Source organism: Pseudoalteromonas sp. NCCP-2140, from assembly GCF_023708065.1.
Classification (GTDB): Bacteria; Pseudomonadota; Gammaproteobacteria; order Enterobacterales; family Alteromonadaceae; genus Pseudoalteromonas.
In genome coordinates, this window is the sequence record NZ_BRCZ01000006.1 from 83,438 (window position 1) to 101,510 (window position 18,073).

Sequence of the window (18,073 nt, forward strand, 5' to 3'; positions counted from 1 at the left end):
AAAGCGCTAAATAAAACAACAGGATGACCCATGAATACCCTAGTGGCTGCACTACCTATTTTGGTGCTGATCTGGATGATGGTAAAACGCAGCCCCATCGCATCTTATATTGCCTTACCCATAACAGCGCTACTTGCTGCTTTACTGCAACTGTTTTACTTTCAAGCTGATTTAAAGCTGTTGCTTGCTAATTCGTTTGCTGGTGTGTTGTCTGTTATGACGCCCATTTCGATTATTGCAGGGGCTATTTTACTTAACCGCATGTTGGCAATATCTGGGGCCGAAACCACGATAAAACATTGGCTAGAATCAATTAGCAGTAATCAAGTTGCACAGTTGATGATCATTGGTTGGGCATTTGCATTTATGCTCGAAGGTGCATCGGGATTTGGCACGCCTGCGGCCATCGCTGCGCCTATTTTGGTCGGGCTTGGTTTCTCGCCTTTTAAAGTGATTATTTTCACTCTAATTTTAAACTCGATCCCCGTATCTTTTGGTGCAGTAGGCACACCAACATGGTTTGGCTTTTCGGCGCTAAACTTAGACGATGGGCAAGTGTTGGCTATCTCAAGATGGACGGCGCTTTGTCATGTTGTTGCTGCTTTGGTTATTCCTATGATTGCGCTGTGTCTTGTGCTGCCACTAAAAAAGGTGCGTCAAAATAGCGTATTCATTTATTTAAGTGTGTTTTCATGTGTCTTGCCTTATTGGTTGTTTGCCCAGTGGAACTATGAATTTCCTTCGTTGATTGGTGGTGCAGTGGGGCTATTAGTCACTATCTATTTAGCAAGTAGGGGAGTGGGGTTAGATAAGTCAGCTGCAAATGCACAAAGCACGAAAGGCAAGGTTGAGCTCACACCCAAAGCGCTATTTTTAGCATTATTCCCGTTATTACTTTTGATTGTTGTGCTGGTGATAACCCGTATTCATCAGTTGGGTATTAAAGCATTGCTTAACGACGAAACGCTCTGGGTGAGTATTCATTTGGGCTTTGCACAATTTGAATTAAGCAAAGCGCTGATCTTATCTTTACATGAGATATTCGGCACCTCAGTGGGGTGGTCGTATAAAACCTTGTTTGTACCAGCGTTGATCCCGTTTGTATTGGTGGTGTTGATCTGTGTGCCGTTACTTAAAATGAGCAAGCCACAAGTAAAGCAAATGTGCTCCGACACCTTAGGCCGTATTGCTATGCCATGTATTGCTTTAATTGGGGCGCTGGTGATGGTGAATGTCTTAATGCAAGGCGGCCATAATGCGCCCATATTTTATATGGCGAGTACTTTTGCTGATTTAAGCGGGGAGCACTGGGTGTTATTTGCTTCGTACTTGGGAGCTCTTGGGACTTTCTTTTCAGGCTCTGCAACCGTGTCTAATCTTACTTTTGGCGGTATTCAATATGGCATTGCTGAGCAAGTGGGCTTGTCAGAAACCTTAGTGCTTGCATTGCAATCAACGGGGGCGGCGATGGGGAATATGATCTGCATTAGCAATATTATTGCTGTAGCCAGTATTGTTGGAGTGAATAATCAAGAAGGGCCCGTGCTTAAGAAAACCTTTTTGCCTATGCTAATTTACGGTGCAATAGTTGGGTGTTTTAGTTATCTACTTTACTGATTAAACATGTTCAGATAAAAAAGGTGCCCAGATAAACCGAGCACCCTTACGGAGTAATTTACTGAATAGCTTTTTTTACTTCGCGCCAGTCAATAATCTTAAAGTTTTGCGGTGCCTGTGGCATACGGTTGTAACCATCTTGCACAATTAGCACCCCTTCAGGGTAGCCCGGTAACGCAGCCGGTGTTACCGTTAGGCCATCAGTTTCTGATACGCCATCTATTGCTAACTCTAGGTTATTGCTGATTGCAAATTTACCCGCAAACTCTAGGCTAGGGGTATTGCCATCAATAATTTTATAAAGCACATAGCTGTAATCACCTTGGCTAGAAACCACTAAATAGCGGGCATCTTTTGCGTGGTAGATTTCCATGCCTTCTACATCATCAACCAACATATCGTTCACAGTTTGCAGCATTACAGGTTTATTTCCTGCTGTTGGCTCAGCGCCAATAAACCAAATACCTTCGTCTTCTTCACCTAAAAATAGCTGTGCGGTTTTATCATCTGCACTGCAACCTTCAGGTTGACTTGGAACACTAAATTCGCGCACTAGTTGTGCTGATACGCTCTCATTATTACCAGTTAGTTTGTATTGCTGAAATAGGCCTGATTTGTCATTCATAAACACATAGTTGCCTGTGTTTGATGAGTACATACACATACCGTAAATTTCTTTTAGAGTCGTTGGCAGCTCAGCAAGATGTTGCACCTGATTGTGAGTATCGACGCTATAAACACTGATGCTGTTGTGAGTACGGTTACTACCTGCAATCCAGGTATTTGTTGCGTTGTTGATACTTGCATGTTGGCGCACATCAACATTATTTAAACGGCCTGTTTCTAGCGCTTGTAGCTCTTTGCCTGCAAGGTCATACACCATTAAACCACGGCGTTTATCGGTACCTAAGATCAGGCTTTTTGCTGCATTTTTAGGGTTTACCCAAATAGCAGGGTCATCGGCGGCATCACCAAAAGCACGTACTGCATCGGTTTGCGCTTGTGCATTGATGTAAGTAACAGCGGCTGTTTTAGCGCTATTATGTTGTTTAGCCTGCCCATCTATTTGACCTTTTACATAATGACCTGATTCATCATCGTATAACACGATATCAGCTTGCTTATTGTTAAAGCGCACTGCGGCAGATTCAATCGCCAGTTCACCAGCAAATTGCCAGCTGCTAAAACGTTTAGTACTCTTTTCGTAGCGATGTAATTGGTTATCTTCAGAGGTGGTGAACCATAAGCTACCATCATCTGTTGTGCTTAAACCGCCAACTTCAGGCGCTAAGCTGCCAAATGGCGACATCAAAGCCACGGGTTTTTTATCGGCGCGCGATTCAGCATCTGCGTTAATTTGCCAAATGCCTAGCTCGCCTTCACTTAAATAAAGAGTTTTACTGTTATCATCAACCGCACAGCCTGATGTTTCACTTACGCCAGCAAACTCACGTAATTCAAGGTTTAATGCGCGTTTGTTTGCCATATCAAACACCAGTGTTTCGCGGATAAGACCACGAGCGTCTGCCACAAATGCCGAAACTGCTTGAGTTGTCGGGTTAGCAAATAAACACACCGCCTCAGGTTTTGCTTTTGGTGGGCTGATACGGCTAATTTCAGTTAGCTGCCATTTAGCTGCTTTTTGTAAGCTAAAAATCACCGCCTGGTCGGCTTCGTTGTCGATACTAGCAACAAGATAGCTGTTTTTGTTGATCGCCTTAACAGATAACGCTTCGAAATTACCTTTTTGTAATCCGTGCTGTTTACCTGTGGCATCAATAAGTTGCAGGCCTTGGCTTTGTGAGCTCAATAGCCAAGCGTCATCAGCAAGGGCTGCCGCTTGTGAGCCTTGCATATTTTCAGTTGTGCCAAAAGCTGTTAATTGGTTTTTACTTGGTGCCTCGGTTGCCGTTGTTTGGCTACACGCAGCTAGGGTGCTTAGCATTACTGCACTGGCAACAAGATTAAGTGGTTTTTTAAAATTCATGGGATCCCCAAATATACTACAAGGCAGCAATGCGCTGCCTTAATAACTTTTTGTGTATTAAAATGCGTAGCGCAGCATTAACTGAATAACAGGGCCTGCTTCTTCAGACTCCAGTTCATACTCGTCAAAGTCGCGGTTGATTTGGTCATCAACCGTGTCGAACTTGTTAAAGGTTTCGTCTTTACTTGCATCTAATAGGTTTGAGCCCACTAAACGAAGCGTGACGTCTTGCCAGCGTTTTTCTACGAATACTTCAAGGTCTGCGCCATAGTGTGTGGTCACTTCTTCACCCACGATACGGCCATACGCATCACCTTGTTTACGGTAAGTTGCACCGAACGAAGCGCCTAAATCAGGTAGGTCTTGAATAAAACCAATGTTAAACACATAGTCAGATTGGTCGTTGAATTTACGACTACCGAAAGTGTCATCTACTTCTGAATCAAGCCATGAGTAGTTAAAGAATACCCCGGTGTTTGGCATGCTAATGGCGCTTAGCGGCGTTGATAAATCAAGCTCGATACCTTTTACATTGCCATCACCGGTGTTACGCGGTTGCAAAATGTAAGTACCATCACCTTCTGAGCCTTGTTGGCCTGTATTAGCTATTTCGATAAGGTCAGTGACATCACGGTAGAACACATTGATACCCATGACGCCGCTTTTACCCAAGCGATACTCATAACCTAAGTCCATACCCCACGATGATTCTGGTTGTAGGTCTGGGTTACCTAAAAAGTCGTTATCGCCTAACTCTTTTTCAAGTAGAGCTGGGGTGATGTAATCAAAATCAGGACGACGTAAGCTACGTGCAACCGATGCACTGACACGGCCGTTTTCAGAGACGTTGTAGCGTAAATGTGCCGATGGTAAGAAAAAGTCATAATCGTTTTTAGCGCTTACACCTTCTGCTTTGTCAGTAATGGTTGAGTCGGTTGTTTCGTAGCGCACACCTAACTCCCACGAGAAGTCTTGGTCTTCGTGCTTAACTAATGCAAAAACATCTAGGCGGTCTTCTTCGAGTTTATTGACGCCACCAGCGGCTGCTTCAAACTCGTTGTTAAAGCCTGCTAGTGACAGTGGTGTTTTGCTGAACTGATCCCAGCTAGTAAAGCTTTGTTCACTTTCACCTTCGGCTTGATAAACCGCAGTATCGCGTTCTTTACCTTGGACAAAGGCACCGAATTGTATGGTTTTGTTCTCGCCTGCAAATAAGCTATGTTGCCATTGTAATGACCATTCTTTGTCATCAAGGTCTACGGTTTCTTCTTCTTCCTCAAACACCATAGGTAGCTCAGAAGTATCGATTTCTACTTCTTGCTCGTAAACAGACTCTTCAAAGCTTGCAAAACCAAGCTTAAATTTACTGGTGCCACCAAAAAGGGGTAACTCATAACCCGAGTTGATGTTGTAGTTGGTTTGATCGATGAAAGATACATTGGCGTTGTCGGTCTCAAGGTTACCGCCTTCAACAATTGAGTTATTGATTGCTGTTGGATCGTCATATTCGAATGAACGCTCATCTTCAGTACGGTCGGTATCAACCCAAATTGCGCTGATATCGAACTTGCTGCCGTCATCAAAAGCGATCTCATAACTGGCGTTTAGCGAGGTGTCGTCACCGTCACGGATGTCTGATTGATCTTCGCGGTTATCGAATTCTTCGGTTTTGTAATTGGCGTTATTCTCTGGGCTGTCGCCATAGCGTAGGCTTGATTTTTGTTTTGGGTTATAACGTCCTTGTAGGTTAGCGCCAAGTAATAAACGGCCACCAGCAAACTCAGTGCCGTAAACACCAGCAAAGCTTTCTTTTAATTCGCCATCGTCATAACGCAGGCCACCTGCACGCAAGTAACCACCATCTAGGCTGTAACCGTCACGTAATACAATGTTTAGAGTACCGGCAATGGCATCGGCAGAGCGGTTTGCACTTGAAGCACGAATAATTTCTACACGCTCAATTAGCTCAGCAGGAATACGGTCAACAAAGAATGAGCGGTCAGCACCTGCACCAGGTACTTCTTCACCGTTAATAAGTACCTTTGTGTAAGCTGGGCTTAAGCCACGCATACGCGCGCCATCAGACTCTAAAACATCCGATAAAAACGTCACACTCGGTACACGTTTTAATGCATCACCGGCAGTCAGCGGTTCAAAACGTTGAAAGTATTCTTGTGAGTATTCAAGCGTCGGTGCCAGCTCTTGTGAGCGGTTGCGATAACCAATTTCACCGTATACAACAAGCTCTTCAGAGACTTTTACTTTTTTCTCATCGCTGCTTTGTTCGTCTTGTGCGTAAGCGGCAAATTGGCATAAGGCGAGGGCGCTTACTAACGCCTTCGTTTTAAATTGTTTCATGGGTTTGCTCCTGGTTGTCCTTGGTTTGATGAGCAAAGTACGCAGCTTAAATGACGCAAATGTGACAGAAAATCGCTAACAGCCAGCAAAAACAAGTGATTAGCGGGTTTTAAAAGTACTTTTGAGCTGCAATAACCCCATCTTGTTAAGGTAAATACAGTGCTTAAAGGGTTTAACAAGGTTTGACTGTCGTTTTGCTGTCACATTATTGAGCTAATATGACCCTGCTGCTTTAAACGCTAACGAGTTAGCATGGCAGCGTGAATTATTGTTAGGTACTGAGAATGCGATATAACCCCTTTACTCATCATCGATTTTTAACCAATGCCGTTATTGCTCTGTTTGTAATTGCGTTTTTGCTAAGCGCGCAAGCAGGAGAGTTAAAGCCTCTAGCCGATATCGCATGGTTAGATATTTTAGGCGAGGGTGGCATTGTGCTTATGACCCTTACTTGGATAGCTGCGCTGCTTATTTCGAGGCCGCCGGGCAAAGTCACCAGCTTTTTAGTGCTAGGGCTTGGGCTTTTTATGTTTTCAGCTTCCCTTGATTTATTTGATGAGTGGTTACATCAACCAACCAACACGTGGCTTACTTGGATTGAATCATTGCCTGCACCGATAGGTATGATTTTCACAAGTCTTGGACTTTATCAGTGGCACCAAGAACAATACGTACTTAACAGGCAGCTAAAGCGCCGTGAAGCACAGCATCGGGAGCATGAGTTAGTGTGCTCAATAACAGGGTTGTATAAGGCTGATTACTTACAAGCAGTGCTAAAAGAGCAGTTAAGTGAGCCACAGCCATTGCAACTAGCCGCCATTGATATTCGCGGTTTTGCTGATTTTAACGCTGAATTTGGTTTTATCGAAGGCGACCGCTTACTAGGCGAAGTAAGCGAGCTTTTATTGATGAATTGCCGCCTTAGCGATGTCGTGTGCCGTTATGCAGGAGACTGTTTTATGGTGCTAATGCCAAATACCAGCGCAGTACAAGCAAAAGAACTGGTGGCGCAAATTACCTCGGCGCTGAGCCATTGTGCATTTAAGGTCGAAGGTGAAAAACACGCGAAGTTTCAAGATGTAACAGCGGCATTAGTGGGAAGTATGCAAGGCGATACACCACAAAGTTTAAGCTCGCGTTTACACGCTAAGTTACAACAACAAAAACAACAAAGAGTCAGCCATTGTGAAGCCGTATCTTAACCAAGATGATAAATACCTAACCGCACAAGGGCTAATTACCACGCTGGTGGAGCTGGCCTTAAGTCGCGGCATTGCACTACATAAGTTACTCAGAGGCACAGGGGTGTTTGAGCAAGACTTAATGAGTGTGCAGCATCAGTTTAGTATTTCACAGCAAGTGCGTTTATTGACGCAGTTTAAGCAGTTGATGAAATCTGCCGACAGCGGCTTTTTATTAGGCAGTCAGCTGGCGAACGATACCTCTGTTGCCGCCCAAGGCGTGTTACATGCAGCGCACATTGGCCAAGCTTTAAAGCAGTTACACAATTTGCGCATGCAACTAGCCCCTTTGTTATTTAGTTATAGTTATGTGCATAACGAGCAGTATTACATTGTGCTGCAAAATGCTGTGGGCTTGGATGATGAAATAAGCCAGTATGTTATGGAAATTTACAGCGCTGCGTTTTACCAAATTCTTAAAAAAGTGGCGGGTGAGCGAGTCCCTTGTCAGTTTGAGTTTGCCTATAAACGCGCCAGACATAGCCAAGAATACGAGCAGCATTTGGGCCTTAAAGTCGCTTTTGAAAAGCCTATAACCCGTTGGGTATTGAATAAACACGCGCTTAGGCTTACTAACCCCGCGTTTAGTAGTTTTAGGTTCTCACAAATTAACTCGCAACTAGCGGCATTAAATTCTGCAAATAGCACCTTTGTGGAAGCCGTAAGCCGATTAATTTATCAAACTCCGGCGTTAAATTTAGACCAAGTAGCTAGCCAATTTGCCATGAGCCCTGCAACCTTCAAGCGTAAATTAAAAGCTCATGGCGTACGTTTTTCTACCTTGTATGATGAGCAAAGTAAGCGCAAAGCGATTTACCTACTTGCCATGCGTGAGCAATGCAATGAGCAAGTCGCCATGCGCTTATCATTTTATGATATTGCTAATTTCAGACGAGCGTTTAAACGCTGGACCGGACTTACGCCAAGTCAATTGAAAGGGTAAGAAAGCCCATGCTATTGCATGGGCTATGGGTGTTATTCACCTAGTGGAGTAGGGTCGTTTTCATCTAAAATGCCATCGTTATCAGCGTCATCATCAGCAATGAGGCCAGACTCTTCTATAGACTGTTGTGTTGCAGTTGATAAGAAGAAGTTAGGTTTACCATCGTGATCTGTATCCACGCTTGCGATGTGTTGTCCTGGAAAGTCATCTCTATTAGCTATTAACGATGCTTGTAACGCATACAAGGCCAGTTTATCAGCTTCGCCATTTACATCATGCTCTATTAACTCTGCTGTTAAATCTGTAGCATTTAATAAAGTGAATAGTGAAACAAAGCCCTCCATATTCTCTTGTATAACTTTATTTGTTTGAGTTAACACAAAATCTTTACTAAAGCTGACGAGTGTCAATAGCTGGTTATTTAGATCAGCATAAATATCTGCGTATTGTTCACTGTTTGACTGATACTTACTAAGTGATGTTATAAATGAATCTCGGGTAAAGTAGTTTCTACCGACTTTTTCAGGAGATAGTAAGCTATTATATAAGTGCTTTAAGGTAACATCTAACTTATCGGCATCATAAGTAGAGATATTCGATCTTACTAAGTTAATAGCTTCTAATGCCCATGAATAAGCTATGTCAACATGGTCAGTCTCAATTAAATATCCCAAGTACTCAAGTAACATCGTGACTTTGTCTTGAGGCTTTTCTAAGCGGTCTAACTGCGTTTTTTGCTTAGTGATAAGTGGAGTTATTTCGTTATCGAGGCCTGTTATTTGAAAAGCACGAATAAGATCAGAATAACCATCGATAACAACACGGGTAGATAATGAGTTGGCATTTTCTTCAAACCAATTAAGGCATTGTTGAGCAGTCTCTTGAGCTTGTTCTTGACTACCTACAATCATTTCTAAGTTAAGGTGTTTAGTACACCCTTGAGCCCCTACCAATCGATTAGTTTGCGTTTTCACTTGCTCATCCCAAAACTGTGCTGTGAACATATATTCCTTAGCTTTTTTAAGCAAAGCTAAAGCAATCTCTGGTTGTCCACTATTGTAGGCTATCATTGCCGCACCTGGCTCAGAATAACCATCAGCAAGCGCTAAATATAAGTCGGTATAATTAGCTTCATCTTGCTCTAAAAAGTAATTTTTGGCCTCAGCAATGGCATCTTCCATTGTATATCCAGCATTTAATGCGGTTACAATCTCGTATGCTTGGGTATTAGCCACAGCATCTGCTTGGTCATCTTTTTCGGAAATTAAGTTATAAGCAGGGTTATCATTAAGCGGTATTTTATATATAAACCCAATGTATGCAGAAAGATCTTGTAAAGGATTTTGATATACTGCAAGTGTTGCTTCGCCGTAAGGAGAGGCATCAAAAAGATAGTTGCTGTCAAACCCTGAGTGCCCATATAGTGATAGTGCATAGTTTATATAGTACTTTGCCATTTCAGTATCATTTAATTGCATAGCAAAATTAATCACACCCGTTATGAATGTTAATTTTAAACGGTTAATAGGCTGGCCTTTATATTCACCTTTTTTTTGGTATTGATACCCTGTGTTTTCTAGTAACCCCGCGTAAGTTTTTACAACTTGTGTTGCTAAAGTTAAGTTGGTGGTGTTTGGCTCTGTTTGGTATAAATCGACTGCTGCTTGAGTCGCATTTCTAAATGCTGTTATAAAGCGCCCATAAGTTGGTGTGTACTCTTCTTCTCTAACTTGGTTTGCATAAAGCTCAAGAGCTTTATAAAGATCAGCCGCGTCCTCATATTGACCAGCTTCATTAAAATCATTTGCAAGATTAATAAAGAAAGTAGGGTCACTTGGACTAATGTTGTCTAGTCCTTTTTCGGCTATGTATTGATTATATGCAGTTACTGCCTTGTTTCTAAATTCTGCAGCTTCCTCTATTTGAGACAGCTTATTTAAAGTACCTGCAGTTTCTCTATAGGCATTTGCTAGCGAGTCTAACCGGCTAATTGAGCTGTATAACTGATCTGCTTTGTCAATAAAGCCTGCCGTATAGTAACTTTTAGCTAGTTGCGCATTGATAGTATCCAGATAGATATCGTCATTGATTTTTGCCGCAATAGCCTCAGCTTGTTTCAAGTGCGATTTTGGTGAGCTGTAATAGTAACTTAGTTTATCTTCGTTAGTAATGTACGAAGGCTTTAATGAAATTGTCGCTGTAATTGGCTCATCAATAATACCATCGGTATAAGTAATGACAAAGGTGTCATCAATTTCTGTAAGAGATTGTGCTGTATAAGAAAAGTCACCTGTTTGGCTATCTAAGGCTAACTCACCATTCGCGGGTGGTGTTACTACATTAACTGTTACGTTATCGCCATCAACATCACTAAACGTTAGTGTTCCTTCTGTTATAGATGAAGTTGTTACTGTAATTGACTGGTTCGTAAGAATGGGGGCATCATTTACGTTATTGATCGTAAAATTAATCACTGCTTCAGTACTTGATGAGCCATCAGATGCGGCTACAGTAACACTATCTTCCCCAAAATAATTTTCATTTGGTGTGTAAGTGAAGTTGCCATTTTCATCCAAAGAAAATGAACCGTTGCTCGCAGCTGACGCTACAGTATAAGTCAAAGTATCATCATCTTGGGCAATTACTTGACCTGTTAATTGAGTATCTTCTTGTAAAGTGTATGCCATCGAGCCTGTAAACTCAGGAGCTTTATTACTGTCTGATCCTCCACACCCTGTTAAAGCAATCGCAATAGCAAGCGGTAAATATTTTAGTTTGTTATTCATTTTAAATCCTAGTTAATTTATTCCTGAAGGCAGGGGAAGGTTATCATATAAACATTAATGATAATAGATCTTATTTGTATTCAATATCTGGTGTGGAGTGACATTCTAAAAAATAGTCTTTTAAAATGTAATTAAGCCCCACAAAACGAGGGGCTTAATACTTAAAGGGTTTGTAAAAATGCAACTAAAGCATTTTTTTCTTGCTTCGAGAGCTTTAGTTTATGTAATAGCTCAGTCGTTTTAGGAAAGTGGGGATCATTTTTAAACTTAGCTCTTGGCTTAGGGCGAGCTCCACCTGCGTTATATAAATTGACAACTCCCAGCAAACTTTGAAAACCCCCATTGTGCATCCAAGGTGTACTTTGTTGTAATGCTAAAAGAGATGGGGTTCTAAACTTGCCAATATCAGCGGGGTCTTGGGTGGCATCAAAACGCCCTAAATCCTGAAGTCTTCGACCATAAAAATGTAGCCCAGTTACATGGAATTCATTGTCGCTGAGTAAAGCTCCTTCATGACAAGTCATACACCTCGCTTTGGTTCTAAATAGATGTAAACCTTCAAGTTGTTGATCGTTTAAAAGTGCAACTGCTTCACTAGGATTCGTTTGCGCTTTATCAATAAAGCGCGTGAATAATGACTCAGGTACATCAAAGGTACGTTCAAAGGCAACAAGCGATAGAGCTAATAGCTCCTTATTAAGCGCTTCTTTGCCAAAGGCATTGAGTATTGGTTTTTTATAGTCCTCAGCACTGTTTACTTTTTTAAGCACAAGCTCAACCGAACTGCCCATTTCTATTGGGTTTTCAATTGGCAATAACGCTTGCTGAGCTGCAGTTTTAGCTCTGCCATCCCAAAAGAAGCTTTGCCAATGATCAATACCAATAATGGCTTGGGTGTTTCGTGTGCCGACTTGACCGTCAATGCCGACAGCTAACTTTCGCCTGTCTGAAAACGCTAAACGAGACTCATGACAACTTGCGCAGCTTACCGTGTTATCTCGCGACAAACGGGTATCGTTAAATAGTTTTTCACCTAATGCGATGATCTCATCACTTTGATTAATCGGCTTGGCTTTTAAAGGTTTGAGCGGTGCAGCTGGCACATCTTTACTGCTAATAATAGCTGGCCACTCATGCTGTGGCTTTGCGTATAATTCACGTAATGACTGCTCTTGCGCAAAGGCGCTCGCTGTAAAAATGCTGCACGTAAAGAGAAATAACCATTTATTCATAGTTATACGACACCCCTAACCAAAACATTCTACCGGGTTCAATACCAGAGTTTCCTTCTGTAATAGCATGACTACGTGCGTTGAATAAGTTGCTGATATCAAGACGGAACTCAAGAGATTGAGATTGACTTATTTGATAATTCCAACGGCTACTTAAGGCAAACATAATGCGAGAGTCAAAGGTATGTGCTTCGTACTTTGGCACAAATATTTCAACTGCTTCACACGTAGTACACTCACTACCAATACCAATTCGTTGATCGCTACTAGACTTAATTGCAGTTGTGTAACTGCCGCTGTAAGTTGCTGTTAAACCAGTTGAAAAAGTATCAGTCCAATCTGTATTCCAACCAAAGTTTGCAGTTACAGGGCGACCAAAATTCGCTTTAAGGGTATCTAATTCAGATAGGCTCATGAGCTCACCCTCATAGGAAACCAGTGTCTCGATAGGGGTGTTGTCAGGAGTTGCTGTGTAGTCGCTATTGCTTTCACTATTTTGGCTATAAGATGCATTGGCCCATATCGAATGGTCGCCAAATTTGGCATCCCAAGACAGCGAATAACGCTCACTTTCGCCAGTACCACTATTATAAATAGTAATATATTGATAACCGTCGTTCTTTAGATTGGTTTTTTCATTTCTGGATAACTGGTCTTTTTTGTCGCGATGTACGTATTTAACTGCAAAGTTACCGAAACTCTCGGTAGCGTGGCGAAGACCTAAGGCAATTTCATCATCGTAAGGATTTTTCACATTGTCATAAATATAACGAAAGTTACCTGTGTAAGAAGAAGGAAGCCAAGCTTGTAAATAACCGTTTTGAATAGGGCGATACTCACGATAAGCAAACTTTTGCTGTTCTTTGATTTTATAACCGAGTAGGCCTGCATCGTAATAACGGTTTAAACCCGCAGTCAGTAGTGTATTGCCATCGTTAAATACGTCATAACCCATTGATAAGCGTGGCGCGATATTGTGATTTTTGAAAAAATCATCGTAGTCGTATCTAACACCTAAATGAAAATCAAACTGCTTCCAGGTGATCACATCGGTAGCATACAGGGCTGCTTTATTTAAGCTTACATCGATATTTTCACTTGGTGTGACAAGACGAGAGTTAAAATACTGGGCTGTTGTGGCTACGTTATTAGAGTAGGCAAGTAAGTGCTCTGGGTTATTAAAGTCGATACTGCCACCTAATTGTTCGGCAAGGGTATCTAAATCGACATAAAAGCTTTGCTCAACACAATCAAGGGTATAGCCACTACAATTAAGTTGTTCGTTGGTTGATGAGTATTGAATTGGCGAGTCATACTTATAATAGTTTTGTTGGCGAGTACGCTCATAGTTTTGATGGTTAAGTTCAGCGCCAACGCGAATTGCGTGTTCAGTATTGCCCCACTTTTTACGCTCAAGTGTTAAGGTATTTCGCCAATTAAAGCTGGTTTGCGTATTATCAAGATTGCCATAGCCGCCGTACTCTGAAACAGGAGTTGAGTCGGCGCTTTGATCTGCTAATTGACCCCACTCTTTACCTTTTGCTTGAAGCCAAGTATAAAAATGCGCAGGCCCTGTACGGTTGTTATCACTTTGACTCATATTAAATTTGCTGCTGAAGTGACCAAAGCGAGTTTCTTCAGCTAAATTTGCAGTAAAACCAAAACTTCCCCCTTCAACTTGATAGTCACTATTGAGAACGTCTTTCAAGTACGAGTCTGAAGTATAAGGGGCATACATAACGCTTAAATCAAGTGAATCAACCCAGCCATCGCGATAGCTGTATTTCAGTAGGGCGTTGATGTTTTCTCTACTTTCTACCTTCTGTGCTGAGAGCGAAATATCCGAAATATCACTTTTTAAATAGCTTACGCTCATTAGTAAAGCATGCTGTTCATTTAACTTTTTTTGTATTGAAAAATCGATATTAGTTTTTTCATAAACCGGTGGTTCAATGGCGTCTTGCCCTTCAGTAGTGTCATCTGGCTCATCGTTATCGATTATATGGTATTCACCCCAGTCGCTGCGGTTACCACGAATACCAAAGCTCACACGAGTATCTGTAGAAAAAGGTGAAATAGTTTCGGCATCGACAACGCCACCAGAAAAGTCACCAAAGTCTGCTGGAATGTTATGATCGTAAACAGTAATCGACTCAACAATTTGACTGTTAATATTCATGCTCTGCACACCGCCTGACACCTCATTTTCAGAGGCGCCAATACGGCTCGCACTGGCAGGATCAAGACGGTTGTTATAATTCATGCCATCAATCATAAAGCCTGTTTGCCAAGGCTTTGCACCCGAGATACTTATTTCAGGGGCGCTAATTTCAGCAAGGTTATCAATCGAGTAGTAGTCTTCACTTAATTGCACGCCTGGTAGTAAGGCAATCAATTCGTTGATGTCACCATTACCTTTTGGGGTTGCTTCGATAAAGTTTCTATCTAAATAGGCACGACCTATCACCTCAGGTACTTCAATTCCGATGTATTGCCCTTTAACAGTAATGCGCTCTATCTCTTTGCATTGCTTATTGTTCTTATCGTTACATTGAGGATCTGTTGTTTGTTGCTTTACTTCATTAGCGTGTAAAGGGGCATTAAGTAAAAGCATCAAACACGCTGATAAGTAGCGCATTTGCATGGTAAAACTCCTGAAATAGTACCAATTAGATTAAAGAGAAGGCCGCTTAAGAGCTGGCAATAGTTAATTACCTTTATTAAATAGCTTAATTTGTTGCATATTTTGCACAAAGGTAAGAGCGGGTGATTGTATCAATTAAAAATGCGAATAGAAATAGATCTCAATTGTATTTGTTGGGTTTTTAACTTTTTAAGGAATATTAAATTCTTTTAGTTTGTATTTTTATGAATTTTTTTGAGATTTTTAACTTGACGGGCGAGGCATAACTGCCTCGCCGTGATATGAACGTACTACTCCCCTAAAGGAGTTAAATCGATACTGTCTTCAATACCATCATTGTCGGCATCGTTATCAGCAATTAAGCCTGAGTCGGCAATTGCTTGCTCTGAAGCGCCTGATAAGAAGAAGTTGGGTTTGCCATCGTGGTCTGTATCGATACTCGCGATCGAAGATGCAGGAAAGTCATCTCTACGTGCAACAATACTCGCATAGAGTGTAAATAAAGCTTGCTTGTCAGCATCGCCATTGAGATTTAAATTAATTAACTCAAGTACAGCTTCATATTCACCTAAGAAAGTATAGGTTGAAACAAGCGTTTCCATGTTGTCTTGCACAACTTTATCAGGTTGCAGATTTATAAATGTTGTGGCTTTATCAGTAAATTGTTTAACCAACGAGATAACTTTTTCATAGTTAGCCGCATAGCCTTCATCACTGGTGTGATGTTTAGCAAGTGCTGTGAGAACTGAGTCTTGAGCAAAGAAGCCAGTCGTTGATTCTTGATCGTTAATTGTTGTATTAAATACAGTTTCAAGCATATCAGTGAAATCATCAATTTCCATATTAACTTTTTCTGTTTCTAGTTCAGCTAGTGAGTTTTCTAACCAACTAAGTGCAGTATCAACCTGATTTGCAGCAATTAGATATCCTAAGTTTTTGAGGCGATATTTAATTTGTGACTCTTTGCTTTCTAACAGTTTAATTTCAGAATCAAGTTTTGTAACTACTGTAGGGATAGCATCATAGTTGATTACACTTTCATATACATTTATTAGGTTTGAATAGGCTTCAATACTAGATGTTGTCTCAAAATTACCGTTATTGCTAGCAATGTAGTTATTTACAGCAATTGCACATTCATCAGCGTGTTTTTTTGCTTGCTCAGTTGCTCCGAGTAATAAATCAAAACGTACTAATGCTGCACAGCCTTGGAAGCCAACAATTTGAGCTACTCTTTCATTTAAAATATAGTCTTCTGAATAAAGTACTGTCGCTGCATAATTTAGTACTTCAATTGCTAATTCATCTTCATCTCGTGATTGTAAAATCATTGCTGCACCAGGAGCTGAAGAGCCACCCACTAGTGAATCATAAAAACTTTTAGCTTCAACCTCTTCACCTTCTAGGAAATAAGCTTTTGCAGTTGTAACAGCATCTGCCATAGAGAAACCAGCTGTTAAATTGTCTGCAATTTCATAAGCGAACATAAATTCTCTAGCATTGGTTTTATTTTTATCACTTGTAAGTAAAGAAAAAGCTGGGTTATTTTCTGCATTCACTCCATAAAGTGCTTTAATTGATGCTGATAAAGAGACTAATGGGTATGTATAAGTATTTAATGTTGCCTCAGAGTATGGGCTTGACTCATAAGGATAATTTGCATCAAAACCTGTCACACCATATAAAGATAAGACCAAATTTGTATAGTCTTTTGCAAGCTCCACTTCGTTTACTGAAAGAAGCAACTCAGTAGCCCAACTGATGTTTAAGGCCTTTCTCTTTTCTACACGCTGGTCTTTAAAAGCGCCACTTCTTTGAATCTCGTAACCAGTTTTAACTGATAATTCGCCATAGGCTCTAATAATTTGTAAAGCATTAGCTCTATTTGAATCTGTTCTATCCTCTACATAGGCTTCAATTGCAGCTTCTGATGCATTTTTGAAAGGTGTTAAGAATCGGCCGTAAGGTTTGTTGTACTCTTCTTCTCGGACTGTGTTTGCGTAAAGATTCAAAATATCTAATAAGTCACTAGCTTGTGTAACTTGTTTAGCTTCATTGTAATCATTTATTAGACCTAAATAGAAACTAGGCTCGCTTGAGTTAATGTTCTCAAGGCCCTTTTCAGCAACGTATTGATTATATGCTGCTTCAGATTTTAAACGGTACTCTGCAGCTCTATCTGAAAGAAATAGTGAGTCTAATTTTTCACCAGCATCTCGGTATGCTCTTGCGAGTTTATCTAATGCACTAATGGCAGAAAAGTTTTGTTCTGCTTGTTCTTCAAAGCCTGCTGCAATATAACCAACTGCTAATTGTGTGTTTACTTCGTCCATGTAAATATCGTCATTGATATTTTCACTAACCGCTTCAGCTTGTTTTAAATGAGACTTATCAGAGCTGTAGTAATAATTGAGTTTATCCTCGTTCGTAACATACGACGGTTTTAATTCAATGGTTGCGCTGATAGGCGAGCTAATATTGCCATCGGTAAATTCAATAACAAAACTATCGTTAATTTCTGACAGCGTATCCGCGGTAAATGTAAATGCCCCCGTTTGTTCATCTAAATTAAGGGTACCGTTGGCAGGAGGCGTTACCAAAGAGACTGTCACAGTATCGCCGTCGACATCATTAAAAGTTAATGTACCTTCAGTTGTAGATGAGGTAGTTACTGTGACTGACTGGCTCGTAAGCGTTGGCGCATCGTTAACGTTGTTAACCGTAAAAGTAAGTACTGCATCTGTGCTTAAGTTGCCATCAGTGGCGGTAACGGTAACCGTGTCTTGGCCTGCAAAATTTTCTTTTGGGGTATAGGTAAAAGTACCATCAGCATTTAAAGCAAATAGTCCGTTACTTGATGCTGAGCCGAGGGTATAGCTAACAGCATTATCATCTGTTGCCACAACTTGGCCTGAAATAGATGAATCTTCATCTAAAGTGAACGTTAAGTTACTTGTGAACTCAGGTGCATTATTACTATCTGAACCACCACATCCAGTGAGTGCAAATGCAATTACAAGTGGTAAATACTTTATTTTTTTCCTCATTCCTATACTCGTATTTATTATTAAATAATTTTAAAGAGGTGGAATAATATCATATAATACGAATGATAATAGATCTTAATTTCATTTGGTTGTGCGTTTTTGTGCAATTGCTGTGATCCTAGCCTGGGTCGTGCCTTAAATAACTAACTCTTGCAGTGGGCGGTAAGTGGTATGTTGCAAAAAAATATACCTTTTCAGAGCAGTTATTTTTCCTGAGC

At 41.0% G+C, this 18,073-nt stretch carries 9 protein-coding genes; 3 read left to right on the forward strand and 6 right to left on the reverse strand.

The annotated features are described in order from the left end of the window. The first annotated feature begins 30 nt into the window (after positions 1-30). Positions 31-1,617 carry an L-lactate permease gene (locus tag NFU46_RS13390; RefSeq protein ID WP_251602510.1) on the forward strand — a complete coding sequence of 529 codons (1,587 nt, stop codon included), beginning with the start codon at positions 31-33 and terminating at the stop codon, positions 1,615-1,617. Between the two features lie 58 nt (positions 1,618-1,675). On the opposite strand, the gene NFU46_RS13395 is transcribed toward NFU46_RS13390, so the two are convergent. After that, positions 1,676-3,604: a phytase gene (locus tag NFU46_RS13395; protein WP_251602512.1), complete on the reverse strand. Its 1,929-nt coding sequence runs from the start codon at positions 3,602-3,604 to the stop codon at positions 1,676-1,678. Positions 3,605-3,661: 57 nt separating this feature from the next. Next, positions 3,662-5,962: a TonB-dependent siderophore receptor gene (locus tag NFU46_RS13400; protein WP_251602514.1), complete on the reverse strand. Its 2,301-nt coding sequence runs from the start codon at positions 5,960-5,962 to the stop codon at positions 3,662-3,664. Positions 5,963-6,246: 284 nt separating this feature from the next. On the opposite strand from NFU46_RS13400, the gene NFU46_RS13405 reads away from it, so the two are divergent. Beyond that, on the forward strand, positions 6,247-7,164 hold the full coding sequence (locus NFU46_RS13405; protein WP_251602516.1) for a sensor domain-containing diguanylate cyclase: 918 nt from the start codon (positions 6,247-6,249) through the stop codon (positions 7,162-7,164). Next, complete coding sequence (locus tag NFU46_RS13410; RefSeq protein ID WP_251602518.1) at positions 7,148-8,146, forward strand: AraC family transcriptional regulator; 999 nt, start codon at positions 7,148-7,150, stop codon at positions 8,144-8,146. The genes NFU46_RS13405 and NFU46_RS13410 overlap by 17 nt, the downstream gene beginning before the upstream one ends. A gap of 32 nt (positions 8,147-8,178) precedes the next feature. Here the strand turns inward: NFU46_RS13410 and NFU46_RS13415 are convergent, their stop codons facing one another. The 4 genes from NFU46_RS13415 to NFU46_RS13430 all read right to left on the reverse strand — a co-directional run bounded on the left by NFU46_RS13415 (position 8,179) and on the right by NFU46_RS13430 (position 17,855). After that, entirely contained in the window at positions 8,179-10,932 is a 2,754-nt protein-coding gene (locus NFU46_RS13415) for an Ig-like domain-containing protein (protein WP_251602520.1), read from the reverse strand. A 161-nt stretch (positions 10,933-11,093) separates the two neighbouring features. After that, entirely contained in the window at positions 11,094-12,164 is a 1,071-nt protein-coding gene (locus tag NFU46_RS13420; protein WP_251602522.1) for a cytochrome-c peroxidase, read from the reverse strand. Beyond that, positions 12,157-14,808 (reverse strand): TonB-dependent receptor plug domain-containing protein, encoded by a 2,652-nt coding sequence (locus NFU46_RS13425; RefSeq protein ID WP_251602524.1) that lies wholly within the window; start codon positions 14,806-14,808, stop codon positions 12,157-12,159. Before NFU46_RS13425 ends, NFU46_RS13420 begins: the two co-directional genes overlap by 8 nt. Before the next feature lie 290 nt (positions 14,809-15,098). Continuing rightward, complete coding sequence (locus tag NFU46_RS13430; RefSeq protein WP_251602526.1) at positions 15,099-17,855, reverse strand: cadherin-like domain-containing protein; 2,757 nt, start codon at positions 17,853-17,855, stop codon at positions 15,099-15,101. Positions 17,856-18,073 lie beyond the last annotated feature (218 nt).